Genomic DNA, 24,802 nt, shown 5'->3' with positions numbered 1-24,802 from the left:
TCTAGTCTCTCGTTCAGCAGGTTGGAGGGGCGGTGTGATGTCGGGACGACTGAGGGAGGCGATGGCGGAAACGCTGGCCGGCTGGGAGGCCGATCTGCCTGATGTCTGGCAGGATGCGCTCGGACCAATCGGCGATGATTTCGATCGGGTCGACGCCGGTCTCGAGTTCGAATCCTGGGAGCCGATTTTTCCCGCGCGTCGCGGCAAGACCTTTCCCGGGCAGCCGAAGGGTGCGCATGCTCTTGCGGCCTTCGATGGGATCGCTCCCGACGGCGTGCGCTGCATGATCCTCGGTCAGGATCCCTATCCGGAGCCAGGTTTCGCAACGGGCCGAGCCTTCGAGGCCGGCAATCTTGCCGCGTGGGTCGAGCTGGACAAGATGTTCTCGAAGAGCATCCGCGCCTATATGCAGCTCATCGCGGCCGCGCGGCTCGGTGACGAGAGCCTTAGCGAAGACTTCGGTCGCTGGCCCGATGTGCGGCGCCTGTTGTGCGACCCGACGGCCTCGTTCGAGGCGCCAGACGCAATCGCCGACCGCTGGGTGGGCGAGGGCGTGCTGCTGCTCAACGCATCCCTGACGCTTTCCCGCTTTCGCGTCGATATCGATCCGCATCAGTCGCGCGGACATCTTCCGTTCTGGCGGCCCTTGATGCTGCGTGTGGTCGAAATGCTTCTGGCGCGGGGCGAGCCGATCGTCTTTCTCGGTTTCGGTGCGGCTGCGGCCGATATCTTCGCCCAAACCGGCATTCGCGAGGGCCGCACCGGCAATGTCGCCTGCATCGAGCGAGAGCATCCCGCTTTCGCCGACAAGGTGCTTGGCCGGGAGAATCCCTTCCTTCTCTGCAATCTCTATCTGGAGGCGATGGGCGGCCGTCCCATCGCATGGTGAACCATGGCGTCTACCCCGGAATATGACTTTATCATCGTTGGCGCGGGTTCGGCCGGTTGCGTTCTTGCGAACCGCCTGTCGAAGAACCCGGCCAACCACGTGCTTTTGATCGAGGCTGGTGGCAAGGACCGCAATCCGCTTTTTCGGTTACCGATGCTGATGGGCAAGCTCTTCCATTCGGGCATCTACAACTGGCACTATCACACGGAACCGGAGCCCTATCTCAACGGCCGCTCCCTCTATTGGCCGCGCGGCAAGGTTCTCGGCGGGACCTCGACCATCAACGGCATGATCTACGTGCGCGGCAATCGCCACGACTATGATCGCTGGGCGCAGCTCGGTTCACCCGGCTGGTCCTATGAAGACGTGCTGCCGGCTTTCCGGCGCTCTGAGACGCACATCGAGCGCGATGACGCGTTTCACAGCACGGACGGCGAACTCACCGTCTGCCGTGCCCGTGGCCACAATCCGCTGATGGACGTGTTCTGCGAGGCGGGACTGCAGGCCGGCTATCCAGAGAATGACGACTTCAACGGCGCCACCCAGGAAGGGTTCGGCCGCTACGATTTCACCATTCGCAAGGGCAAGCGCTGGTCCACATCCTGGGCATTTCTGCGCCCGGCGCTCGGACGAAAGAACCTTACCGTGCTGACGGGCGCCGAAACGACGCGTGTCCTCATCGAGGGTGGCCGAGCATGCGGCGTCGGATATTTGAAGGATGGCAGGCCGGGCATCGCGCGTGCCGGGCGCGAAGTCATCTTGTCGGCAGGCGTGGTCAATTCGCCCAAGGCGCTGCTGCTTTCCGGCATCGGGCCGGCAGACGAACTGAGTGCGCTCGGCATCAAGCCGACGCTCGATCTTCCCGGTGTCGGCAAGAACCTCCAGGACCACGTCGACTGCGTCATGAGCTGGGAATGCCGCGAGCCGGTGACGCTGTTCGGCGACCTGCGCGCCGACAAGCTCATTCCCGCCGTCGCACAAGGAATGCTGTTTGGCGAGGGCGTTACGACGACGTTTCCCTACGAGGCGGGTGCCTTCATTCGCTCGAACGAGGGCCTCGTCTCGCCCGATATCCAGCTGCATTTCATGCCAGCGCTGGAAAAGACCGCCAACCTGCATTTCCCCAATCCCTTCGCCAAGAAGCGGGCGGTGGAGGCCGATCACGGCTTCACAATCCGCGTCGGACCCGTCAATCCGGCGAGCCGCGGCGAAATTACGCTGCGGTCGGCGAACCCGACCGACAAGCCGAAGATCCAGGCGAACTACCTCCAGTCCGATTTTGACATCCGCACGATGATTGACGGCATCCGGCTGACGCGCGACATCGTCGGCCAGAAGGCATTCGACCGCTTTCGCGGCAAGGAACTGGCGCCCGGGCCGGAAGCGCTCGACGATGCCGGGCTGACCCGCTGGCTGCGCGCAACGGCCATGACGACGTTCCATCCTGTTGGCACCGCCAAGATGGGCAACGATCCGATGGCGGTGGTGGATGCGCAGCTCAAGGTGCACGGCATCGGGGGTCTGCGTGTCGCCGACGCCTCGATCATGCCGATCATCTCGAGCGGCAACACCAACGCGCCCGCCATCATGATCGGCGAGAAATGCGCCGAATTGATCCTGAACAGCTAAGGGAGTGATCCGATGATCCTCGAACACCGCACCTATACGTTCAAACCAGGCACGGTCGACAAGTGGATGAAGAAATACGAGGCCGACGGCCTCCCGGTGCAGAAACGCCATCTCAACACGTTCGTCGGCCTCTACGTTTCGGAACTCGGTACGCTTCACACCACCGTTCTGATGTGGGCCTACGACAGCCTTGCGGATCGCGAGGCGCGCCGGTCGGCCATGTACGCCGATCCGGATTGGCAAAAATTCATCTCCGAGGTCTGGGCGCTCGATGCGATCCAGAAGCAGGAGGTGATGATCATGAACCCTGCACCCTATTCGCCGCCGCTTTGAGACGACCAGGCACGCGTCGGCATTGCCCGCGCGTGTCGGAATGCGCATGACACAAGACAATCAACAAAAGAGGGAACGATCATGACTGACAAGGCTTCACGTCACATAATGCACCGTCGCACATTCCTGCAGGCGAGCGCGGGCGCCGCAGCGCTCGGTCTTGCCGCCAGCATCGTGCCCGAATTTGCCAGGGCGTCCGGCGGGCTGGTCGCACTGGTCCACACGCAGGCCGCCGGCGACAACGGCCCGGTCGATCAGATGATCGCCAAGCTCAAGCAGCTGTCGGAAGAGAAGGGTTTTGAATACCGCGCCGTCTACGCGCAGGACCCCGCGACCTACGAGACCATCTACCGCACGCTCGGCGACGCAGGTGCTGCGATCATCATCTCCACCTTCAACGAAGTGGCCGAGCCCTTCAAGGCGCTGGCGCCGTCCTATCCCGGTACCAAATGGATCCAGCTGTTCGCCGACCCCTTCGAGCCGGCGATCCCGAACGTAGTCACGGTGTCCTACGACTACTATCTCGGCTGCTATCTCTCTGGCGTCTTTGCGGCCAAGATGACAACGACGGGCAAGACAGGCTTCATCGGAGGTGTTTCGATCCCGCCGCTCAACGCCGATTTCAACGCGTTCAAAGCCGGCGTCCACTCAATCAAGCCGGACGCCAGCGTCATCGCCGCTTTTGCCGGCTCGTTTCAGGATCCTGCAAAGGGCCAGGAAATCGCTACCCAGATGTACAATGACGGCATCGACTACATTCAGACGGACGCGGCGGCCACCGACGGCGGCATTATCGCCGCAGCCAACGAAAAGGAAGGCCGCATGGTGAGCTGCCTTGCTCCGGGACAGTACGCACTCGGTCCGAAGTCGCTTATCTCCATCGTCGGCCTCGATTTCGGCGTCTCGCTCTACAACGAGGCAACGAAGGCCGTCGGTCCTGAATGGAAGGGCGGCACGCACGAGCATACGGGCCTTGGCACCGGCGTCATCGACTTCATTCCCTCGCCGGTCTTCGCGGAACAGGGGCCGGCTGAGCTGAATGCCAGGGCGAAGGAAGCGCTTGTCGAGGTCGAAAAGGCGCGTGCCGGTATTCTTGATGGCTCCATCAAGGTTCCATTCAATACCACACTCTGAGCCTCCGGCGCCGGCCGCAGGGTCGGCACCGGAGCCTTGACGAAAAACCGGCATCGGCCTTTGCCTTCGGGGAGGGCCGCCGGACGCTCGCGGATCGTCTTCCTTCCTGTTGACGGTCCGTGAGCCTTCGCTCTCGATGGGAACCTTTTGATGTCCAACCTTCCGAAGCCTGCGCTGGAGTGCCGGGATGTTACCGTGAAATTCGGAGACGTGACTGCACTGTCGGACGTTGCCGTTTCGTTTGTTCCCGGCCAGATCCACGCGGTCGTGGGCCAGAACGGCGCCGGCAAGACAACTTTCGCCCGCGTCGCTGCGGGACTTGTTCAGCCGACCGCCGGCGCGGTCGACGTGATGGGCCAGGAAATCCGCACCGGCCAGGTCAGCCAGAGCCGGGCTGCGGGCGTTGAGCTGGTTCATCAGAGCTTTGCCCTGCCGCCGTCCTTTACCGTTGCCGAGACCATGGAGTTCGGCGCCACTGGCAAAGGCGGAATCTACAGCCGCAAGGCGCTCGCGCAAAAATGGCGGACGCATCTTGCCGGTCTCGATGTCCAAGTTGATCTGAACAGGCGGATCCGCGATCTGCCGATCGAGACCCAGCAGGGCATCGAGATCGCAAGGGCGCTTGTCATGGATGCGCGCGTGCTCATTCTCGATGAGCCGACCGCCGTGCTCTCACCTTCCGGCATAGACATGCTGTTTGCTCGCGTCCGTCGTCTCAAGGAGCGCGGCGTTACCGTCATCCTCATCCTGCACAAGATCCGTGAGGTGCTCGGCATCGCCGACACGGTAACGGTGTTGCGCGGCGGCCGAAAGGTCGAGGGACCGCTTCCGATCGCCGAGGTTTCGGCCGAGAGGCTCGCCAACCTGATCGTCGGTGATGCGATTGCCAAGACGCTCGACCGGCATGAGCGTGACGCGCTGGTCGGGTCGAAATCGCCCGCAGGCGAGGGCGCAGGTCATCCGGAGAACGCTAGAGGTCCGAGCGTGCTGTCCATGAAGACCGTCTCGACACGGCCGGACAGTGAGGGCATCGCGCTCGATGGCATCGATCTGGACATTCGCCCAGGCGAAATCGTCGGCATAGCCGGCGTGGAGGGTAACGGACAGAAGACACTGGTGCGAGCGATTTCCGCCCTTGCCGATCTTGCCGGCGGATCGATCGTGCTTGCAGGCCATGACGTGACCGGCAAACCGCTCGTGGCCCGTCGCGCGATTGGTCTCAGGATCATTCCCTTCGAGCGCAACGTCGAAGGCCTCAGCCTCACGAGTTCGCTCTGGCAGAACTGGAGCGCAAGGGAGTTGCTGCAGGGAAGCCTGCTCAAGGTGATCCGCCCCTCTGCGGTGCGCGAAGCCTGCGACCGGTCGCTTAGGGAATGGAGTGTCCACTACCACAATTCAGCGCAGAAGGCGGGGTCCTTGTCGGGTGGCAATGCCCAGAAGGTGATCCTTGCGCGCGAGGTCGATCGCGATGCCAGGCTGATCATCGCGGCTCAGCCGACGCGTGGTCTCGACATCGGTGCCACCGCCTTCGTGTGGCAGGCGCTCCGGCAGGCGCGCGATCGCGGTGCCGCCATCCTTTTGATTTCATCTGATCTCGACGAGCTGTTCGACATCTCCGACCGTGTGGTGGTGATGCTGTCGGGGCGTGTGAACGGCGAATTCCGCGCGCCCTTCGACATCGCGTCGGTGGGCGCAGCCATGACCGATGCGGCTGCGAGGGTAAGCGCATGAAAGACAGTTTCATCACGGTTGCCCGCAGCCTGATCTTCGTGGCCTTCGCGCTCATCCTGTGCTCTCTGGTGTTCCAGTTTGCCGGCTACAACGCGGGGGCCATGCTCTGGGCGGTAGTCGATGGCGCCTTCCTGCGCAGCGGTGCGATCGAACAGAGCCTCAGATGGGCGCTGCCACTGTTCGTCACGGCCGTAGGCGTCGGGATTTCCTTCCGGGCGGGTTTCTTCAACATCGGCGCCCAGGGCCAGTTCTATGTCGGCGCGATCTGCGCCGCGTTCGCCGCCGAGGCGTTCAAGGGCGGGCCGGCTTTCCTCGTTATCCCGGCGCTCATCATCGCCGGCATGCTGGGCGGCGCCCTCTGGGCGCTCTGGCCGGGGCTCCTGAGATTACGGTCTGGTACTGACGAGGTGATCACCACGCTGATGGGCAACTTCATGGCCGGCCTGCTTCTGGTCTATGTCACCTCGGGACCGCTCAAGGATCCTTCGGGATCCGGTCAGCAGGCATCAAGTCGCCCGCTCGACGCGGCCTACCGCATCTCGGACTCGCTCGGCCTGTCCCCAACCATCATCGCCATCGCGGCCGCCGTCGGCATTTTGATGTGGCTCCTGGTCAACCGCACGGCCTTCGGGGTTCTTGCGAGCCTTGCCGGCCGCAACGGCACGATGGTGGAGTGGCAGGGCGCGCGGCTGTGGAAACTGGGTCTTTCGAGCTTCATCATCTCGGGCGCACTGGCGGGTCTCGCCGGAACCATCGAGTTCATGGGGCCGAACGGCCGCATCGCATCCGGGTTCCTGCCTGCCCACGGCTTCACGGCGATCCTGATCGCGCTCGTCGCCAATCTCTCCGTGGTCGGCACTGCGGCAGCCGCGGTGTTCTTCGGCGGCCTTGCCTCGGCGGCGCTTTATCTGCCGATCATGGCCGGGCTGCCGGCGGCCGCGATCGACATCATCAATGCGGCGATCGCGCTGTTCATCACGGCAAGGTCGAAGTTCGTCGACAAGGTGCTGCGTCTCGGAGGGCGCCCATCATGAACGAGATCATCATCGCCATCCTGCGTTCCGGTACGCCGCTGATCTATGTCACCCTCGCCGGCGTCATTGCGCAGCGGGCAGGGGTGTGGAACCTCGGTCTCGAGGGCCTGATGATCATCGGTGCCTGCGCCACGATCGTCGGCATCATCCTGACCAATTCCATCCTCGCTGCCATGCTCATCGCCATCCTCATCTGCGTGCTCGCCTCCGTCCTCCTCTGGTTCGTCATCGACAGGCTCAAGGCCAATCCGATCATCGCCGGCCTCGGCCTGACAGGCCTTGGCGTCGGTGGCACGGCGCTCGCCGTTCAGTCGATCTTCGGAAGCCAGGCGAGCGTGACCGCACCGTTCGGCATTCCGAAGCTCGGGCCCACCTTCGGAGCCTATGGCGTGCTGTCGATCGCGGTCGCCGCCATGCCGTTCGTGGTCTTCGGCATGTGGGTGCTGCTGCGTCGCACGCGCTTCGGTCTCCGGCTCGCCGCCTGTGGCGAGCATCCCTTCGCTGCCCGCAGCGTCGGGGCCAATCCCTCGCGCATGCGCCTCGTGGCGCTGGCGATTGGCGGGGCGCTGTGCGCAATCGGTGGGGCGGAACTTGCCGCCGGCAGCCTGCAATTCTTCGCCCAGGGCATGACGGCGGGTCGCGGATTTATGGCGTTCGCCGCGGTCATCTTCGGCGCTTCCCATCCGGTGGGGGCCACCTTCGCTGCGCTCTTCTTCGCCGTCGTCGGCGCGCTCGGTATCCGGGCGCAGCTCATGTTCGGCGACAAGATCCCGCACGATCTCCTGCAGGCGTTGCCCTATCTCGCGACCGTCTTCGGCGTCTGGCTCTCCGGCAAGCTGCGGGGCGGTGCGAAGGCCGCCAGTTCCTTCGCCGAGCTTAGGGATCAATAGGGAGGCACCATGACGTTCGCGCAACGCCATCCGATCCAGGATGTCTGCATCCTGGTCACCGACCTCGAGGCGTCGATCCGCTTCTATACGCAGAAGCTCGGCTTCGAACTCAGGCACCGCGCACCCGGCTTTGCCGATTTCACCGGTGCGGGGCTGACGCTCGCGCTGTGGGAGCGGTCGCATATCGAGAAACATGCCGATGTACACGTGCCCAAGGGATCGGCATCGGCGGTGCTCGTGGCGGTACGGCTCGACAGTCCCGCGGATATCGATGTCCTTTATGCGGATCTCGCAAAAGACGGCGTGACCTTCATAAATCCTCCGGCCGACTACCCGTGGAACGCCCGGTGCCTCTATTTCCACGGGCCTGACGGCGAGACCTGGGAGCTTTACGCGTGGCTCGGTGGCGGCGCTCCCGGCAAGGTGACGGCATGACACGCAAGCTTATCATCCTCACCGATCCTGGTCAGGACCAGGCGGCTGCCATCCTGATGATCCTCGGCCAGCGACGGGCCTTCGACGTTCTCGGGCTGGTCGCCACGGCCGGTAACATCAACCTCGATCACACGATCGCCAACTGCCTGAAGCTGATGGAACTGGCCGGCCGGCCGGATATTCCCGTCTTCGCCGGTTGCCCGCATCCGATCATCCGTCCGCTTGTTATGGCCGAACACGTGCATGGCCCGACCGGTCTTGACGGCCCGGATTTGCCACAGCCGAAGATCGGGCCGCAGGAAAAGCACGGCGTCGATTTCATTATCGATACCGTCCGCGCCCATCCCGGCGAGATCACGATATGCTCGCTGTCGCCGGTGACCAATCTCGCCATGGCCTTGCGCAAGGCGCCCGACATTGCTGGCAAGATCCACGAGGTCATCGCGATGCTCGGCGCCTATTTCGAGGTCGGCAACATCACGCCGACGGCGGAATTCAACTGCTATGTCGATCCCGAGGCCGCTGACATCGTGCTGAGGGCCGGCATCAGGACCACGCTCCTGCCGCTCGACGTGACGCACAGGATGCGCTCGACACCGGAGCGTCTCGGCGCCATGCGGGCACTTGGAAACCGTTGCAGCGTGGCGACCGCCGAAATGCTGGAGTTTTCCGAACCCTTCGACCTCGGGAAATACGGCTGGGAAGGTGCGCCTCTGCACGGGCCATGCGTGCCGGCCTTCATGCTGGCGCCGGAGATGTTTTCAGGACGGCAGATCAACGTCTCCGTCGAACTCAACGGCACGCTGACATCTGGCATGACGGTCGCCGACTGGTGGCAGATCACCGACCGGCCGAAGAATGTCTTCTATGTCACGGACGGCGACCCAGTCGCCTATTATGATCTTCTCCTGAATTCACTGGAAAACCTGCCATGAGTGAAATCCTGATCCGCAACGCGACGATCGTGGCGATGGATGGCAGCCATGGCGCAGCGCCATTTGCCGGCGACGTGCTGATTGAGGGCGATACCATCAAGGCCATCGGTGACGGCCTCTCGGCCGGCCCTGGCGCACATATCATTGAGGGACGGGGGAAGCTGGTGATGCCCGGGCTTGTGAATGCCCACACCCATTCCAGCGAGACCTTCCTTCGGGGCCGCTACGAGCGCATGCCGCTCGAAATCTGGCTGCTCTATGCCTATCCGCTGCTGATGAACGACCCGATCGGCGAACGGCTGCTTTATCTGCGCAGCCTGCTCCTGGCCATGGAATCGCTGCGCAACGGCGTCACCACCTTCTGCGACGATTTCTTTGATCCGCCCCGGCATGATCTCGATCGCCTTTCAACCGTCTTTCGCGCCTATGACGATGCCGGCATTCGCGCCAATGTCTCGAGTGCCGTGATGAACGTCCACACACTCGATGCGCTGCCCTTTGCCCGCGAGGTGATGCCGCCCGAGTTGCAGGCCCTTCTCGATTTTGGCCCGCCGCTGACGGCGAATGCCTATATCGACTATTGCAGGTCGGCCTTCGCCAGCCTGCACGGCAAATCGGGCCGGCTGCATTTCATGATCGCCCCCTCCGCGCCGCAGCGCTGTTCGCCGGATCTCATGGCGGCGTGCATGGATCTTGCGGTCGAAAAGCACGTTCCGTTCCACACGCATATTCTGGAGACCAAGACCCAAGCCGTGACCGGCCACATGCTGCATGGCAAATCCCTGATCGCCTACATGCACGATCTCGGTCTTTTAAAACGCAACACGACGATCGCGCATTCGGTCTGGGTGAGCGACGAGGACATGCGGCTGATGGGTGAGGCCGGGGTCTCGGTCGCCCACAATGCCGTCTCGAACCTGAAGCTCGGCGCCGGCATCGCTCCGATCCGCCGCCTGCTCGATGCCGGGGTGACGATTGGCCTTGGTACGGACGGCGTTTCTTCGAACGACACCTCGCGCATTTTCGATGTGATGCGCGTCGCCGGCCTCGTCCACAGCGCCGCCGGGCCCGACTACGAGAGGTGGGTGGCGGCGGACGAGATTCTCGCCATGGCGACTATCGGCGGTGCGAGGACGGCCTTGCTGGAGCAGGTGACCGGCTCGATCGAGGTTGGCAAGGCGGCAGATCTCCTGATCCTTGATCTCAGCAGCTATCCCTTCATGCCGCTCAACGACGTCGCAAAGCATCTGGTTTACTCGGAAAACGGCTCCTCGATCGAGACCGTGATGGTCGCTGGCCGGATCGTGGTGCAGGATGGGCGTCTGACCACGATCGACGAACAATCCGTCTTCAATGAGATTACCGAACTGGTGCCGGCTTACCTTGCCGAACATGCCGACCTCGAGCGCCGCAACAAGTTTTTCGAGCCGGTCATGGCGGAAATCCATCGCAGGGCGATCCAGATGGATATCGGTCTCAATCGTTATCAGGGAGACACTGCTGACGTGCACCTCAAGTCTTGAGCAGTTTGCTTGTGCCGGTTGATCTCGGGAGGCATCGCCGTTGACGAGAAGTCGCGTGTGATCGGCGCTGACGGCGTTGCCAAGGAAGGGCTTCTAGACGTCGGGCAACTGACGGGTCGGTCGTTTCCGGGAACGGCCGTACTCGATATCCGTGTTCAAGCCAGAGACATAGTGCTTACGCTTGCGCGTCGGCTTTGACAAAGCGCGAAGCGAGCGGGGGTGGGGGCAGCGGATTTTGTTCTTGTTGAAACGGTTCTTTTCCACCCGGCACGTGGCGATGATTGCCATCATTGCGTCGGGTCCGCCTTATCGGTTTGACGGACCCCTGAGTGTGAAGATGGTCGGATCAATTACCGATGTGCCGTCACCACGACCTCGATCTTGGTGTCGCCGCCGAGATCAGCAACGCCGACGGTTGCGCGTACCGGAAAGGTCTCCGGTGCCAGCCATTTCTTCCAGACTGCGTCCATCTCAGGCTTGAGGTTCATTTCGGTGATGAAGATCGTTACCGACAGCAGCTTTGTCTTGTCCGACCCGGCTTGTGCCAGATAGCTCTCGATCTTCGCAAGGATCTCCTCAGTCTGTCCCGCCATGTCGAGGCTTTCGTCGTCGCAGGTCGTGCCACCGACGAACACAATGCCATTGTGCTCGACGACGCGATGCATGATGGGGGTGGGGAGGTGGCGTTCAGTCATGGGGCATTGCCTTTCTCTGTTTGTAAATTGCTTGGTTCTTCGGGGACGCGGCCGGTTACGGCGATCACCGCATCTCGGGTTTGGGGAAGGGCCGCGAGTTCGCTAAGGCGAATCGGCTTGACCGGTGCGCGCAGGCGATAAGTGCCGATCTCGCTTGGGCTGACGCCTCGTTCCGCCGCCATCATCTCCGTGACGGTGGAGGCGCAGAGGCGCCCCTGACAGGGCCCCATGCCGCAACGCGTGAACGTCTTGAGCTGGTTTGGGCCCGGTGGGCCAAGGGCGATCGCCTGGCGCAGCACTGCGGCGCTCACCTCTTCACAGCGGCAGACGATGGTGGTTTCATCCTGCGGTGCTCGAAATTGCTGCGCCGGTCGATAAAGCACATCGAGAAAGTCTCTGCCGCGAAGATATGTCTCGCGCTCCGCTTCCAGCCGACCGGCCCTTTCACCTACGCTGCTGGGTGTGGTCAGACCGAGGTCGCATAGGGCGGCAAGTGCAGCGATCCGTCCACTGACCGCAGCATGCTGGGCGCCGCCGATGAAGGCGCCATCGCCGGCGACAAAAATCCCCGTCGTGGTCGTGCGTCCCTGGCGATCCGTCCGCGGCTGGAAGGCGCGCTGTCGATCGTTCCATTCGATTTCGCAACCTGCCGCACTTGCAAGGTTGATGTTCGGAATGACCCCCTGGTGCAGGAGCACGCAGTCGGCGGCAATCGTTTGGTGGCGACCGCCGGCGCGAAAGGCCACGCCTTGCGCTTTGTCTGTGCCGTTGATCGACAGCTGCGAGACGTTCGAGATAATCCGTGTGCGCCTGCGGACCTTGATGAGAAGAGCCAGTCCCTTTGCGACATAGGGTGAGCGCAGGAAGTCCGGCAGATGGCGCAGCGCCGGTAGCCGCTGTCGTTTGTCGGTGGTGTCGACGAGAGCGGTTATATCTGCGCCGGCATCAAGCAGTTGCGCCGCGAGCAGATAGAGAAGCGGGCCGCAACCGGCCAGAACGGTCCTGCCCTTCGGGATGCCCGCGATGGATTTGAGTGCAATCTGCGCCGCACCTGCGGTCATGACGCCAGGCAGCGTCCAGCCCGACACCGGCATCGGCCGCTCCATGGCGCCGGTTGCAAGGATGACCGCGCGCGCCTCAATCCTGCGGGTCGTCCCGCCGATCGACAGACCCACCACGGCATTATCGCAGGGCTTGGCTCCATCGGCAGGCACAAGATCCCAGACGGTGGTCGATGGTGCATAATCCACCGCCATGTCGTCCAGGAAGGCTGCGGCGATCGAACGGCCCTTCCAGTAATCCTCGCCGAGGAACGGCTGCCGCTCTGGCGTGTTGCGGGTGATTGCGCGATAGATCTGCCCGCCGAGGCAGCGATTTTCGTCAACGACGAGCACGCCAGCCCCGGCGGTCGAGGCTTCTATCGCGGCCGAGAGACCCCCGGGGCCGGCACCGACGACCACGAGGTCATACCGCGCGGCCAACTGCTCGGCATGGGTGACGGTATGTGCGTTCATTTGCACTCTCTTTCCGTCAAAGTGCGTGCACCCTGTTGGCTGGCAACGACCATGCCTTCACGCACTTCAATCAGGCAGCTTTGCCGGTTCTGCACGCCGTCGACTGTCACCAGGCACTCGAAGCAGACGCCCATCAGGCAATAGGGCGCGCGCGGGACGCCGCCGACGGCGCTCTTGCGGAAGACGTCGACGCCGGCTGCCAGGAGCGCGAGTGCCAGCGTGTCGCCGCGCTCGGCCCAATGCGTCTCCCCGTCGAAGGTGAAGGATAGTTTGTCGGTGATTTCACGCGTTCTTAGGAGCATCGAACCTCCGCGAATGAAAGGGAGACAGGGCGCTTGAGAGTGTCCCCGCCGCGATTTGCGGGGCCACGGCGAGTGCATGATTGGCGGCAAGCGTCACGCCGGAATGGCAGATGGCGATGAAGGCACCCGGATGGGTCAAAGACTGTTCGTAGATCGGCAAGCCGTCTTGGGTCTTGACGCGAAATCCGGTCCAGCTTCTGACGACGTTGGCGTCGGCTAGCGTCGGGAAAACACGGATCGCGCGGCTTGCCAGCACGGCGGTGATGTCCTGATTGGTGGTTAAGGCAGAGCTCGTGCACTCTTCGCTGTCACCGATCATCACGCCACCTTCGTCGGCCTGGCGGATGGTCGTCGATGCAAAGCTGAAAAACGGCGCGCATTTCTCGGTCACCAGAATCTGGCCTTTGCTGCGCTTGAGCGGCGCGCGAAGGCCGACCATGGGTGCGAGGCGCTCATTGTCCACGCCAGCGGCAAGGATGATGCGGCGCGCGCGCACGGCACCCCATTCGCCCGTCAGGCGAAAACCTCCCTCTATCGGTTCGATGTGGTCCACACGATGATAGGCGCGATAGTCGACGCCACGATGTTTCATGGCCGCATGAAGGGCGCGAAAGAGCCGAAGCGAGTTCACATGGCCATCGCTCGGCGAATAGATCGCACCGACGACATCCCGGCCGATCAGGGGAAGGCGTGCACGAAGGGCTTGCGGCTCGAGTATTTCATAGGGGGCGGGTTCTCCGATGGATTGCGCGGCGATGGTTTCGAGCTCAATTCGCCAGTCTCTGAGTTCTTCAGCCGACAGCGCGAAGGAAAAGCCACCGCGCTGGCTCAAGGCCACGTCGATGCCGGTATCGGCGGCAAGCGTCTGCGCGAATTCGGGCCAGAGCTTGGCCGAAGTCTTCGACCAATGCGCATAATCCGGCGCGCCCAAACCTTTGCCCTGCACCCAGATCAGCGCAAAGTTGGCGCGCGATGCTCTAAGATCCAGGTCCTCACCGTCCAGCACCATGGTTTGGGTGCCGGATCGCGCAAGGCCCCAGGCCAATGCTGCGCCGACGAGGCCGCCGCCCACGACGGCCATCTCGCATTCGTCCAGAAGTGCCATGAAGTATTCTCGATATTGTCAGCGAGTTGGGTGCGGCTAAGGCCGCCGCACCCGGTTCGGGTCCGTCAGAGCCGGGGGGTGATGTCGATCTTGAACCACTTCATCGACAGCTCCTTCACGGTCCCGTCGGCAAGTGCGCCCTCGATCGCTTCGTCGAATTGCATCTTCAGTGCGGTGTCTTCCTTGCGCAACCCGACGGCGATGAAGCCGAAGATGCCACCGGAAAAGAGGGGGCCGGATATCTTCGCACCTTGCATGTCCGGCTTTGCCAGCGACTCCGTAAGAACCGTCGCGTTGGCGAGCACGGCATCGACCCGGCCGTTCACCAGGTCGAAGTTGTGCTCTTCCGTCGACTTGTATTCCTTGATGTCGGCCGCATCCTTGAAATAGCTCTCCATGAATGCCGATGCCGTCGTCGACCCCTGTACGCCCACGGCCTTGCCGTCGAGCAGTTTGGCGATTTCGTCGATATGAGCCTTGGCCTCGTCCGCCTGGCTATCCAGCGAGTAGCTCTCGCCCGTGCCCGGCATTTCGGCAAGCGGGCTGTCGGCGGCGACGGCGAACGCGTTGATGCCCGCGGCATAGGGGGTTGAAAAGGCGATCACTTCCTCACGCTTGGGCGTGATGCTCATGCCGGCCATGATCGCGTCGTATTTCCTCGCCGTCAGCGACGGGATGATGCCGTCCCAATTCTGGGCGACGATCTCGCACTTCACCTTCATGCGCTCGCAAAGCACCTTGGCGAGATCAATCTCGAAGCCGTCGAGCGTGCCGTTGGGCCCGGAAAAGTTCCACGGTGCATAGGCGCCCTCGGTTGCGATCGTCAGCACCTTGTCCTGGGCCGCGGCAGTTCCGCCAAGCGCAACAAGGAGAGTTGTCAGGATCGTATGCACTTTCATCAGTTCACCTCTTATGTGTTTTCTGGTTGGTATTTCTGTCGACGGCAGATCCGCTCGGGCATTGCCGCCGCCTTTCCTGAAATGCTCTAGCCGGCGGCTCTTTCCTCCCGTGAAATGAACTGCCGGAACCGTTCGGAACGCGCGTTGGAAAAAACCTCAGATGGCGGGCCGTCTTCTTCGATGACGCCCTGATGGATAAAGACCGTGCGGGTCGACACGTCGCGGGCAAACGCCATCTCATGTGTGACGATCAGCATGGTGCGCCCCTCCGCCGCCAGGTCGCGCATGACCTTCAGCACTTCGCCGACCAGTTCGGGGTCGAGCGCTGATGTCGGCTCGTCGAACAGCATGACGCTCGGACGCATCGCCAATGCACGGGCAATGGCCGCGCGCTGCTGCTGGCCGCCGGAGAGGTGGGCGGGATAATGGTGGCGTTTGTCGGCAATGCCGACACGCTCAAGCAGGGCCTCCGCCTCCGCCAGACATTGCTTGCGGTCCCGCTTTTGCACGTGCACCGGGGCCTCGATCAGGTTTTCGAGAATGGTCAGATGGGACCAAAGGTTGAAGGACTGGAACACCATCGCGGCCTTGGCCCGCAAACGGTTGACCTGCTGGCTGTCGTGCGGGCGTGGCGTGGCGCCTTGTCTTTGATGGAGCCGGATGGTTTCACCATGGATCGCGACCGATCCGGCGTTGGGAACTTCGAGCATGTTGATGCAGCGAAGCAGGGTCGACTTTCCCGATCCCGAAGATCCGAGAATGGAGATCACGTCACCCTCGTTGGCAGTGAGCGAGATGCCGTGCAGAACTTCCAGCGGGCCGTAGCGTTTACGGATTCCCGATAGTTCGACTGCCGGTACACTTCCATGGTCAGACATGACATTCCTTCCGTGTTTCGGAGGCGCAACCCATCGCGGACGGGGTCCGTCGCTCCGGCGTCGAGACGTACTCCAGGCCAGCGAACAGCCGTGCGACGATGAAGTTGATGGTGAGATAGATGGCGCCGGCGCAGATGAAGACCTCGACGGGGCGATAGCTTGCCGAGATGAGCTTGGCGGCGATGCCGGTGATCTCCATCAGCGTGATCGTCGAGGCGAGTGCCGTCGACTTCGTCATCAGGATGATTTCGTTGCTATAGGCGGGCAGCATCTGCCGCAGGGCGAGCGGAAGCACGATGCGCCGGAACAGCGTCGTGTTCGACATTCCGCAGGCGCGCGCCGCCTCCACCTGGCCGGCAGGAACCGAGATCAGGCCACCGCGGATGATTTCCGCGCTATAGGCTGCGGTGTTGAGCGCAAGCGCGATGACGGCGCACCAATAGGCCTCCCGCAAGAACGGCCACGCGAAGCTGTGCCGAAGCATCTCGAATTGGCTGAGGCCGTAATAGATGATGTAGATCTGCACGAGGAGTGGGGTTCCGCGGAAGATGAAGATGTAGATCTGGGCCGGGCCATCGAGCCACCATCTCCCGGATACCCGCATCAGTGCGAGGCCGAAGGCAAGGATGCCGCCGGCGATGATGGACGTTGCGGCGAGCTGAAGCGCCAGTGGGATGCCTGTCAGAAGCGCCAGGAAAGTGTCCGCGAGGAAAGGAAGGTCGAGCGCCATCACACAGCTTTCCTCACACCGCGCATTGCACGCTGTTCCGCGATACGGAACCCGCGGCCGGAGACAAAGGTGATCGTCAGATAGAGCGCTGCCGCCGTCAGGTAGAAGCTGAACGGCTGGCGGGTGGATCCGGCGCCGATCTGGGCCTGACGCATCAGTTCAACCAGCCCGATCACCGAAATCAGCGCGGATTCCTTCAGCACCAGCTGCCAGACATTGCCGATACCGGGTATCGCGAAACGGGCGGCCTGTGGCAGGATGATGCGACGAAAAAGCAGGAATGGCGGCATGCCATAGGCCCGGCCTGCCTCGATCTCGCCCTTGGAAAGGGCCAGAACCGCTCCTCGCAGCACTTGCGTCTGGTAGGCGCCGGAAACGACGCCAATCGCAAGTGTTCCGGTCAGAAAGGCCGGTGCGCCCACGAAACCCTGGGCGCCGAACATCGCCGCTACCGTTGAGATGACCGAGCTCGAACCGAAATAGAAGAGGTAGATGACGAGCAGGTCGGGAATGCCGCGAAGCACGGTCGTATAGGACGCAGCGACGAAACGCAGCGCGGCGAACCGCGAGAACGTCGCCGCCGCGCCGAGGCACCCCAGGATGCCGCCGGCAAGAAAGCCGCTGATTGCGACCGAGACCGTCATGCCGGTCGCGGCCAGCATATCGTATCCCCACCCTTCCGGGCTAAAGCCCATGAGCTGCAAGTAACCCACCAATTCAGCCTTTCGGTTCCCTGCGCATGTTTGCATGCGTCATCGTTTCGGCGCCCGATGGAGCGCCGGTTCTTGAGGTTTTCGATTGTGATGAGAAGGTGCCGCCGCCAGCCGGACCCTGTCTAAAGTCCTCAGCCAGCCAATGGAGTGCCCTCGCTTGACAACGAAATTTGCATGGGGGATCCATGACGTCAAATTCGAAAAGTCGGCATGAGAATAAGCAAATGTTATGGAGGCCGATGTGAATCTCAGGCAGGTCGAGGCTTTCAGGGCCGTCATGCTCACTGGCCAGATGACGACGGCGGCAGAGCTCATGTCGATCACTCAACCGGCTGTCAGCCGGTTGATCCGCGATCTTGAATACACAACGAAGCTTCGGCTCTTTGATCGCCGCGGCAATCAGATCAATCCCACTCAGGAAGCCGTCACGCTGTGGAAGGAAGTCGAACGGGCCTTCGTCGGGCTGAACCGGATCGCGGCCGTCGCCGAAGAGATAGCAAGGCAGTCGGCCGGGACCCTGCGCATTGCGGCGATGCCGGCGCTTGGCAATGGTTTCCTGCCGCGGTTCCTCGCGCGCTTCCTGCGCGACAAGCCGAACCTTCACGCCTCGCTAAGCGGCCTTCCATCGTCGATGGTCATCGAAGCGGTTGCTGCGGGCCAGGCCGACATAGGCTATGCCGATGGCCCGCTCGATCGACCCGGCTTTACCATCGAGACCCGCCCCTTGCCCGGGGTCGTCGCCATTCCCGATGGTCATGCACTGTGTGCAAGGCAAGTGATCTGTCCGGACGATCTCAAGGGACAGCGAATGATCAGCCTTGAGCCCGGTACGATTTTCGCCATGCGTGTGGAAGTGGCACTTGCCGGAATTCCCAAGCTGTCGACGCTGGAAACGAAGCTGTCCCACACCGCCCTTGCGCTGGTGGCCGAGGGTGCCGGCATCGCGATCATCGATCCGACGTCGGCCAGCGAATTCGTCGGAAGAGGCGTGACCGTTCGCCCCTTTTCGATCTTTATCGATGCCGGCTTTCTGGCCATTCGTGCTTCAGCGCAGAGTAGATCGGGCATCGTCGATCGATTCGAAAAGGAGTTTTGGGATTATCACGATCAGCAAGTAAGCCCGCTGCTTATCCGTCAGGGATGAGGCCCGGCGCCGGTCGGCGCCTCAGCTGCTTTGCGGGCCAGAAGACGCCGTTCCAGGGCTTCAAGCTATCCGCTTCACGCATTCAGCCATTCGCACTGATACGCCAGGACAGGCTTTGCAAATCCCTTCAGGTGATGGCGCATGCCATGGGTGAAGACGGCCGCGTTGTCATATTCTCGGAATATGTTTTCAGATATCAGGATCTGGTCGCTTCGCGCGGCCGCGCAAAGCCTCGCTGCCAGCTGGACCGTGGTGCCAAAAAGGTCATTGCTGTCCTCGACAGGTTCGCCGCAGTCCAGCCCGATGCGAATGTGAATGGGCTCGCCATTGCCCGCGTTGTAGCGCTGAAACTCGCGTTGGATCTCCCTCGCACAATCGACTGCAAATGCCGTCGAGGGGAACGCAGCCATGATTCCGTCCCCGGTGTGCTTGACCTCGCGGCCGTCCGTTTGGCTCAGGCAACCACGAACGAGGGCGTCATGAGCTCGCACGAGTTCAGTTGCCATGCGATCGCCAAGCCGTGATGTCATTTCGGTTGATCCAACGATGTCGGTGAAAAGGATCGCCCGGTGACCGGCATCCATTTCCTTCGCGGACAGCCCCGCAGCCTCCGGGTCCTGTATTCGGCCCAGAAAAGCCTCGACAGCCGATAGCGCTACCTCCACGACTTCGCCGGCCACGAACCCGTGAGCCTCGCGGTGGACGCACTGCGCGGTTTCGGCGTCCGGTGCATCTATAAGACAGAAGGTCGTTCCTCGCCGGTGGTCGAACCAGTAGGTCAGGAACTTGACGCCATACTGATCCTGTATGCTGAGATCTTTAAGGTGCGCTTCGGCGACATCCGCAGCGGAGGCGCCCGCAAGATCGTGCCGGTCCATGAAGATAGGCATTCGCTCGCTCCCGAAGGGACCGTTGCCGTCATCAATCAGTTTACGACAGCCACGGACAATCGTCTATCTCGGCCAACGGGGCTGTCCTGCCGCCAGCCGTGGCGCAGAAAAGGGAGCCAGTCGTGGCGCAAAACATCAAGACCATCTCCGCCGATGATTTCGAGGCCGTCGCCGCCACGGTTCAACGCTACGTCGACGGTAGACGCACGCAGCACAATAGCACGTCAATCGCGTTGGAGGTGAAATCTATGCCGTTGGCGAATTGCCGGGGCAATGGCATTACGCCTCGTAGTTCGGTATCCTCATTCCCGCTATGGAGCGCCACCTAACCGTCATCCTCGCTGCCGATGTTGTCGGCTACAGCCGCCTAATGGAGGTTGATGAGGAACGGACTCACGCCGCTTTCTGCATCTGCCAGGCTGTTATCGCTGAGCTAGTCTCCAAACATCGCGGTCGGATATTCGCAGGGGCAGGCGACAGCGTGCTGGCGGAATTCGCCAGTGCGGTCGAGGCAGTGCGGGCTGCGGTCGATATTCAGAACGATCTGGCTGAGCGCTCTCTTGATCTTCCCGAGAACAACCAAATGAAGTTTCGCATCGGCATCAATCTCGGTGACGTCCTGTCCGATGGCGGCAATCTCTTCGGAGACGGTGTCAACATCGCCGTGCGTCTGGAGGGAGTGGCAGAACCAGGCGGAGTCTGCCTGTCCAGCAGTGTCTATGAACATGTCGAACGAAAGCTGCCTCTGCCATACGTGGATATTGGACCTCAAAGGCTAAAGAACATAGCCAGGCCCATACATGCTTTTCGCGTGTCCATACCACGGACATCCGAGAATGTGCTCTCGATTACCGCGATCCATACCTTCGCGACCAATTGGCTGGCACCGCGCCTCGGGGCGTTCCAGACCGCCCATCGCGATCTTGAATTGAGACTGGAAGTTATGAGCCGCGTGGTCGATTTTGCGCGCGAGCCGTTCGATGTCGGTATTCGCGCGGGTAACGGTCGCTGGCCAGGTCTGATATCCCATGAGCTAATGGCCGAGGAGTTCGCTCCATTCTGCAGCCCAGATTTCTTGGCAGGGGCTGGCAACATATCGGCACCTTCTGATCTCCTTGCGCTGCCGTTGCTAAGAGATGATGACTGGTGGCGAGCTTGGTTCAAGGCGGCAGGATTTGCGGATTCCGAGCCAAAAATCTCCTCGGCGGTCTTTTTCAACACCCAGATAGTGGTCAGTCAGGCCGCGCTCGCCGGACAAGGTGTTGCACTGCTTACGCCAGCCTTCTTCGCGCCGGAGATCAAGGCCGGACGTTTGGTGCAGCTTTTCAATGTCATCGCCCGCAACGGAACCAGCCTTTGGCTTGTCTATCCGGAGGAACGGGAGAATTCCCGCAAGATTCGCGCGTTCAGGGAATGGCTCCTGGATGAAATCCAACGAGCCCGGTGACTGGAGCTTTAACGCTCGATGCTGTGCCAAACCACCCGCGTTCATCCTGCGTTCATGGCAGGTGCCGGAAAATGATCCGGTAAAGAACGATCGGATGATGTCATGAAAAGAATAGGTGCGGTGTTCGTCGCAGTTGCCACGGCCCTAACGACGGTACCGGCACAGGCTCTGCCTGTATCTCCTGTGTCAGTAGCGCAGCCGAACTCCCAAGCTGTGGAACTGATCCACCACAAGCCAGGTCACTATGGTGGCCCGCCGCATTCGCGCGGGTACAACGGGTACCGTTACAATTCGGGCCCCCGATACGGCTACTATAACGGCTATAACGGCTACCGTTACCGGCGGGACGGGTATCGTCGGCACAGTGACGGCTGGTGGTATCCTCTTGCTGCATTTGGAGCAGGCGTCGTTATTGGTGGTGCGATCGCGTCGCCGCCGCGCCGGGCCTATTCGAACGCGCCCTCAGCCCATGTCGAATGGTGCTATGACCGCTATCGTTCATACAGCGCCTACGACAACACCTTCCAGCCGTATTATGGGCCGCGCCAGGAGTGCGTGTCGCCATACTATTGAACAGCGCTGCCGTTGGGCGGCGGTCATCGGGTCCAAACCTCAATGACCGCCGACTATACGGTAGGGCGATCGCCTTTCACCATTTGTTCCTACTCAAGCGGGCTAATCACGGAGTAGGTGGACGCCCTCCGTCCTGTGGATGTTCGCGGCTCGTTCGCGCGCTTTAGTTGTCGCTTGAAAGTGGCCCACCTATTCTGATCCAGCACTATTGGTAATGGCGACCTTTGCCTTCCGCCGGAGAGGTGGATGAATCCGACAACAATTCGCGGCAATGCCTCACTCATATCGAGAAGGCGAAAGCCGATGCGGATGACCGCTGAGCCGTCGCACAGCATAAGCGCTTTACGACGAAAAGACTGGGCTTCCCGCGTAGTGCCCCAGCGCGGTATACTCCCCGGCTAGCGACAGCACGATTCCGCGGGGCTGTTTGCAAACAGAAAAGCCGGCTCCAATAGGGGCACTGCCTGATAGCGAGGCGCGGAACGGCCATCTGACCGGTCTACGGCGTGGAGCCCGGTAGGTCGCCAGCCTCATAAATTGGAGGTCGCAGGTTCGAATCCTGTCGCCGCAACCAATCTTCAGCGCCAGAAAGCCCCGATCGTAGTCAGCAGTCGGGAGACCTGAAATTGATGTGAGAGGGCGGGCAGTTGCGCCAGAAGGCGGGTCCCAGAGCGCTGCGGTATCGGGCTTGGGGGCCTTCGCTCTGGGACCACTCGCGCTCACGGCGGCGGGGCGGGCCGTTGTTCCGTGGGCGCTTTGCCTGCCCGAGTATGCACGGGGAGTGAGATTCGGCAACGCGCCTACGACCTTTGCCGGTGCGACTCGGACTAAGGTCCTACAATGCAGCGCGCCTTATTAGACGCGCACAGGTCGCTGTAGCACTTTGAATTACTGCGACGGGAATCAGCTTCGGCGTTGGATCTCACCTGAAGACGCGTCGAGCCGAACTGGGCCGATCTTGCTGTCGAGCTCAAGAAGCGAGGTGTCGCCCTGCTCGTCCTCTGGAGGAGCGTCGTGGCTCGCATCCCGAGGGATCACGCCTAAGTCCATCAAAAAATCATGCAAGGAGGGAAGCCAGTGTTTGCACGACTTCCCCTTTATCTATCTCATTGATGGTCTGGAGGAAATCGAGATGGCGCCATCCCTGTCCAACGTCTAAACGCGCGGGTGAAATGAGCGGGATCGCTGTAACCTACCCTATAGGCGATCTCGGTCATGCTGTAGCCTCCTTCGCGGATCAGCCGGATAGCCTCGCTTCGCCGCGTCTCATCAAGCAGCTCCTCGAACTCGACGCCGCAGTATTTCAGGCGCCTCTGTAGGGTGCGGGCGGACATCCCAACTCTTGCTGCCACCGCTTTCAAGCTAAGCTCCCGTTCATGAAAGAGCTTGTCGCTTAGCAATCGTGCCACCTCCACCGTCGAGGTCAGGGCGGTCGTCGCCTTTGATGGTCCAGTTTCGTGCCTTTTGAGAGGCAGGTCGAGCAACTCGCGATCGATTTCGATCATGTCGTGCTCGCACCCCAATTCGATATTGGGACCCCAGCACTCTTCGAGTGCCTCGGCCCCTCGTGTTTTTGTCGCGGTCAGTCGAACCTTTATTCCGGACGCTTCTCCCGCCAAAAGCGGCACTTTTCGCAAAACCGCGAGACTGCCGAAGATGAATTGCCTGGGATCGAACTCGCAACGATCTGTGAAGCGAAAGACGATTCGCGCGGTTTTGCCCTCCACCAGGAAGCGTACATCTGAACCGCGGTGGATCGCGGACACATTGGCGGACGCGAGCGCGCAAGCGTGGGCGACGTCCCTTGCTGCCAGAACGGACTGTCCCCACCCGCCGAACTCACGAAGGTCGGTCGAGGAGCCGATATGCGCGCCAGCGAACGGGTCCCCCGCGACAGCCGCTACTTCATTGCCCAAACGAAAGCACTGGGCGCGCGCAAGCCAGCCATCGGCATTCTGGAACACGTTTGGCGAAATGCCGAGCCGTTTGCAGAACTCAATCGCCGAGACATCGTGCTTCGCCAGATACGGCGCGATGGCCAAGAACGTCCTGATCCTGATCGAAGGTGCAGTATTCAACACTCACAACGCTAAATTGGCGTGAAAAGGCAAGACGTAAGAGGCGTCACTATAGCAGTATATTATTGATTTGGAATGCTTTCGGTCGGAAGGCGTTTTGGAAGCAAGACCGAAACGGCCGTTGGTGGACGTGCCAAGTCGGAGGAGCGAGGTCTGAGGATAGCGGATGAGAAAATTGAAAATGAAATGGCCGGGTGCAACCTGGCGCCCATACACGTTGGTCATAGCGGCCACCGCCTGTGCGGCGGCGTGGTCCGCTTCGGCCCAGGACGCGATAGAACCAGAAGCGGCCAAGATTCTCGCTGCGATGAGCGACCATCTCAAATCGATGCCGTCTCTTAGCGTCACCTATGACGCAGACCAGGAAATCGTCGACCTTGAGGGGCAGAAGATCCAGTACAGCGCATCGGGTACCATTGCGCTCGATCGCACCAAGGGTTTCCTGTTGACGCGGCAAGGGCCATTCGCCGATGCGGAGGTAGTGTTCGACGGCAGCACGATCTCGCTCCACAGCAAAGGCATGAACGTCTACGCGCAGCTGCAAAGTCCGGGACCAAGTGTTGAGGAGGCAGCAGACGAACTTCGCGCCGCTACCGGTCTCGATGCACCGGGAGCCGATCTGCTCGCAAGCGACCCCTATACCGTCCTTACAGACGGGGTTACCAAGGGTACTCACGTGGGGTCGGCATTCATTGGTGGGGTCGAGTGCGATCACCTCGCCTTCAGAACAGATATCGTCGACTGGCAGATCTGGGTCAGCAAGGGCAACAAGCCGTTGCCGCTCAAATATGTCATCACGACCAAATGGGTAACCGGAGCGCCGGAATACTCGCTCAGGCTCAGCGACTGGAAGGCAGGCGCCATCGGCGGCGCTCAGTTTAAATTCACGCCGCCGGCGAACGCCAGGAAACTCGAACAGATACATGCAGACGTCACCGGCGACATATCGCTGGAGGTGGGAGAATGAAGATGCGCAAGATGTACGGAAAGATCCTTTGCGCCACAGTCGTCGGCCTCGCCCTGCTCGTCGGCGACCATCTTGTACCGATGCCGTTCGGCTCGTTCGTATCGGAGGCCCAGGCGGTCGTTGGGCACCCCGCGACCCCGGGCAGCGTTGCCGGTGTTGCGCGTCGCACCACCCGCCGCGTAATCCGCCGCTCCACTGTCTACGTCGCCGCGCTGCCCACCGGCTGTGTCAGGACCAGTGTCAACGGCGTTGTGATCTGGCGCTGCGGCGGGGTCTATTACCAGCCCTATGGTGGGCGCTACGTCGTGGTCTACATCGACTGATGCCAGAGCTT

The 24,802-nt window shown here is 61.7% G+C and carries 25 protein-coding genes; 15 read left to right on the top strand and 10 right to left on the bottom strand.

What is annotated here, in order from left to right; genetic code table 11:
• The first annotated feature begins 61 nt into the window (after positions 1-61).
• The 10 genes from ASD52_RS27490 to ASD52_RS27445 all read left to right on the top strand — a co-directional run bounded on the left by ASD52_RS27490 (position 62) and on the right by ASD52_RS27445 (position 10,533).
• On the top strand, positions 62-889 hold the full coding sequence (locus tag ASD52_RS27490; protein ID WP_057226106.1) for a uracil-DNA glycosylase: 828 nt from the start codon (positions 62-64) through the stop codon (positions 887-889).
• A gap of 3 nt (positions 890-892) precedes the next feature.
• Positions 893-2,518, top strand: coding sequence for a choline dehydrogenase (locus tag ASD52_RS27485; protein WP_057216642.1), 1,626 nt, complete (start codon positions 893-895; stop codon positions 2,516-2,518).
• 12 nt (positions 2,519-2,530) lie between these two features.
• Positions 2,531-2,851: an NIPSNAP family protein gene (locus tag ASD52_RS27480; RefSeq protein ID WP_057226103.1), complete on the top strand. Its 321-nt coding sequence runs from the start codon at positions 2,531-2,533 to the stop codon at positions 2,849-2,851.
• A gap of 108 nt (positions 2,852-2,959) precedes the next feature.
• Entirely contained in the window at positions 2,960-3,985 is a 1,026-nt protein-coding gene (locus ASD52_RS27475; protein ID WP_025430493.1) for a BMP family ABC transporter substrate-binding protein, read from the top strand.
• Positions 3,986-4,135: 150 nt separating this feature from the next.
• Entirely contained in the window at positions 4,136-5,716 is a 1,581-nt protein-coding gene (locus ASD52_RS27470) for an ATP-binding cassette domain-containing protein (RefSeq protein ID WP_025430492.1), read from the top strand.
• Complete coding sequence (locus ASD52_RS27465) at positions 5,713-6,750, top strand: ABC transporter permease (RefSeq protein WP_025430491.1); 1,038 nt, start codon at positions 5,713-5,715, stop codon at positions 6,748-6,750. The genes ASD52_RS27470 and ASD52_RS27465 overlap by 4 nt, the downstream gene beginning before the upstream one ends.
• Entirely contained in the window at positions 6,747-7,640 is an 894-nt protein-coding gene (locus ASD52_RS27460; RefSeq protein WP_025430490.1) for an ABC transporter permease, read from the top strand. Before ASD52_RS27465 ends, ASD52_RS27460 begins: the two co-directional genes overlap by 4 nt.
• A 9-nt stretch (positions 7,641-7,649) precedes the next feature.
• Positions 7,650-8,075, top strand: coding sequence for a VOC family protein (locus ASD52_RS27455; RefSeq protein ID WP_025430489.1), 426 nt, complete (start codon positions 7,650-7,652; stop codon positions 8,073-8,075).
• Positions 8,072-9,010, top strand: a complete 939-nt coding sequence (locus tag ASD52_RS27450) for a nucleoside hydrolase (RefSeq protein ID WP_057226101.1) — start codon at positions 8,072-8,074, stop codon at positions 9,008-9,010. The genes ASD52_RS27455 and ASD52_RS27450 overlap by 4 nt, the downstream gene beginning before the upstream one ends.
• Positions 9,007-10,533, top strand: a complete 1,527-nt coding sequence (locus ASD52_RS27445; RefSeq protein ID WP_057226099.1) for an amidohydrolase — start codon at positions 9,007-9,009, stop codon at positions 10,531-10,533. Before ASD52_RS27450 ends, ASD52_RS27445 begins: the two co-directional genes overlap by 4 nt.
• Positions 10,534-10,883: 350 nt before the next feature.
• Here ASD52_RS27445 and ASD52_RS27435 read toward each other — a convergent pair whose 3' ends face one another.
• From ASD52_RS27435 to ASD52_RS27400, 8 genes are all read right to left on the bottom strand, one after another.
• Positions 10,884-11,228 (bottom strand): RidA family protein, encoded by a 345-nt coding sequence (locus ASD52_RS27435; RefSeq protein ID WP_025430485.1) that lies wholly within the window; start codon positions 11,226-11,228, stop codon positions 10,884-10,886.
• Positions 11,225-12,742, bottom strand: coding sequence for an NAD(P)/FAD-dependent oxidoreductase (locus ASD52_RS27430; RefSeq protein WP_057226097.1), 1,518 nt, complete (start codon positions 12,740-12,742; stop codon positions 11,225-11,227). Before ASD52_RS27430 ends, ASD52_RS27435 begins: the two co-directional genes overlap by 4 nt.
• On the bottom strand, positions 12,739-13,044 hold the full coding sequence (locus ASD52_RS37845; RefSeq protein WP_057206937.1) for a (2Fe-2S)-binding protein: 306 nt from the start codon (positions 13,042-13,044) through the stop codon (positions 12,739-12,741). The genes ASD52_RS27430 and ASD52_RS37845 overlap by 4 nt, the downstream gene beginning before the upstream one ends.
• Positions 13,025-14,149 (bottom strand): FAD-dependent oxidoreductase, encoded by a 1,125-nt coding sequence (locus tag ASD52_RS27420; protein WP_057226093.1) that lies wholly within the window; start codon positions 14,147-14,149, stop codon positions 13,025-13,027. Before ASD52_RS27420 ends, ASD52_RS37845 begins: the two co-directional genes overlap by 20 nt.
• Positions 14,150-14,214: 65 nt before the next feature.
• Positions 14,215-15,048 carry a lysine/arginine/ornithine ABC transporter substrate-binding protein gene (locus ASD52_RS27415; RefSeq protein ID WP_057226091.1) on the bottom strand — a complete coding sequence of 278 codons (834 nt, stop codon included), beginning with the start codon at positions 15,046-15,048 and terminating at the stop codon, positions 14,215-14,217.
• 86 nt (positions 15,049-15,134) lie between these two features.
• Positions 15,135-15,926, bottom strand: coding sequence for an ATP-binding cassette domain-containing protein (locus ASD52_RS27410; protein WP_057226089.1), 792 nt, complete (start codon positions 15,924-15,926; stop codon positions 15,135-15,137).
• Positions 15,919-16,656 carry an ABC transporter permease gene (locus ASD52_RS27405; protein ID WP_057216685.1) on the bottom strand — a complete coding sequence of 246 codons (738 nt, stop codon included), beginning with the start codon at positions 16,654-16,656 and terminating at the stop codon, positions 15,919-15,921. Before ASD52_RS27405 ends, ASD52_RS27410 begins: the two co-directional genes overlap by 8 nt.
• Positions 16,656-17,351, bottom strand: coding sequence for an ABC transporter permease subunit (locus ASD52_RS27400; protein WP_057216688.1), 696 nt, complete (start codon positions 17,349-17,351; stop codon positions 16,656-16,658). Before ASD52_RS27400 ends, ASD52_RS27405 begins: the two co-directional genes overlap by 1 nt.
• Before the next feature lie 259 nt (positions 17,352-17,610).
• Here ASD52_RS27400 and ASD52_RS27395 point away from each other — a divergent pair, with 259 nt between their 5' ends.
• Complete coding sequence (locus ASD52_RS27395; protein WP_057226339.1) at positions 17,611-18,513, top strand: LysR substrate-binding domain-containing protein; 903 nt, start codon at positions 17,611-17,613, stop codon at positions 18,511-18,513.
• A gap of 74 nt (positions 18,514-18,587) precedes the next feature.
• Here ASD52_RS27395 and ASD52_RS27390 read toward each other — a convergent pair whose 3' ends face one another.
• Positions 18,588-19,403 carry a nickel-binding protein gene (locus ASD52_RS27390; RefSeq protein WP_057206949.1) on the bottom strand — a complete coding sequence of 272 codons (816 nt, stop codon included), beginning with the start codon at positions 19,401-19,403 and terminating at the stop codon, positions 18,588-18,590.
• A 313-nt stretch (positions 19,404-19,716) separates the two neighbouring features.
• On the opposite strand from ASD52_RS27390, the gene ASD52_RS37840 reads away from it, so the two are divergent.
• Complete coding sequence (locus tag ASD52_RS37840) at positions 19,717-20,850, top strand: LysR substrate-binding domain-containing protein (protein WP_082571889.1); 1,134 nt, start codon at positions 19,717-19,719, stop codon at positions 20,848-20,850.
• A 102-nt stretch (positions 20,851-20,952) separates the two neighbouring features.
• On the top strand, positions 20,953-21,423 hold the full coding sequence (locus tag ASD52_RS37835; protein WP_082557384.1) for a BA14K family protein: 471 nt from the start codon (positions 20,953-20,955) through the stop codon (positions 21,421-21,423).
• A 1,106-nt stretch (positions 21,424-22,529) separates the two neighbouring features.
• Here ASD52_RS37835 and ASD52_RS27370 read toward each other — a convergent pair.
• Positions 22,530-23,465: an AraC family transcriptional regulator gene (locus ASD52_RS27370; protein ID WP_244497524.1), complete on the bottom strand. Its 936-nt coding sequence runs from the start codon at positions 23,463-23,465 to the stop codon at positions 22,530-22,532.
• Positions 23,466-23,667: 202 nt separating this feature from the next.
• Here ASD52_RS27370 and ASD52_RS27365 point away from each other — a divergent pair, with 202 nt between their 5' ends.
• Positions 23,668-24,468 carry a DUF2092 domain-containing protein gene (locus tag ASD52_RS27365; RefSeq protein ID WP_082571888.1) on the top strand — a complete coding sequence of 267 codons (801 nt, stop codon included), beginning with the start codon at positions 23,668-23,670 and terminating at the stop codon, positions 24,466-24,468.
• The gene (locus ASD52_RS27360) at positions 24,465-24,791 is read left to right on the top strand and encodes a hypothetical protein (protein WP_057206957.1); all 327 of its coding nucleotides are present in this window, start codon (positions 24,465-24,467) and stop codon (positions 24,789-24,791) included. The genes ASD52_RS27365 and ASD52_RS27360 overlap by 4 nt, the downstream gene beginning before the upstream one ends.
• The last annotated feature ends 11 nt before the right edge of the window (positions 24,792-24,802 follow it).

This window comes from Ensifer sp. Root142 (assembly GCF_001426785.1).
Lineage (GTDB): Bacteria > Pseudomonadota > Alphaproteobacteria > Rhizobiales > Rhizobiaceae > Ensifer > Ensifer canadensis.
Note: the sequence above shows the minus strand (reverse complement) of the source record. Positions and strands in the feature narration are given on the sequence as shown.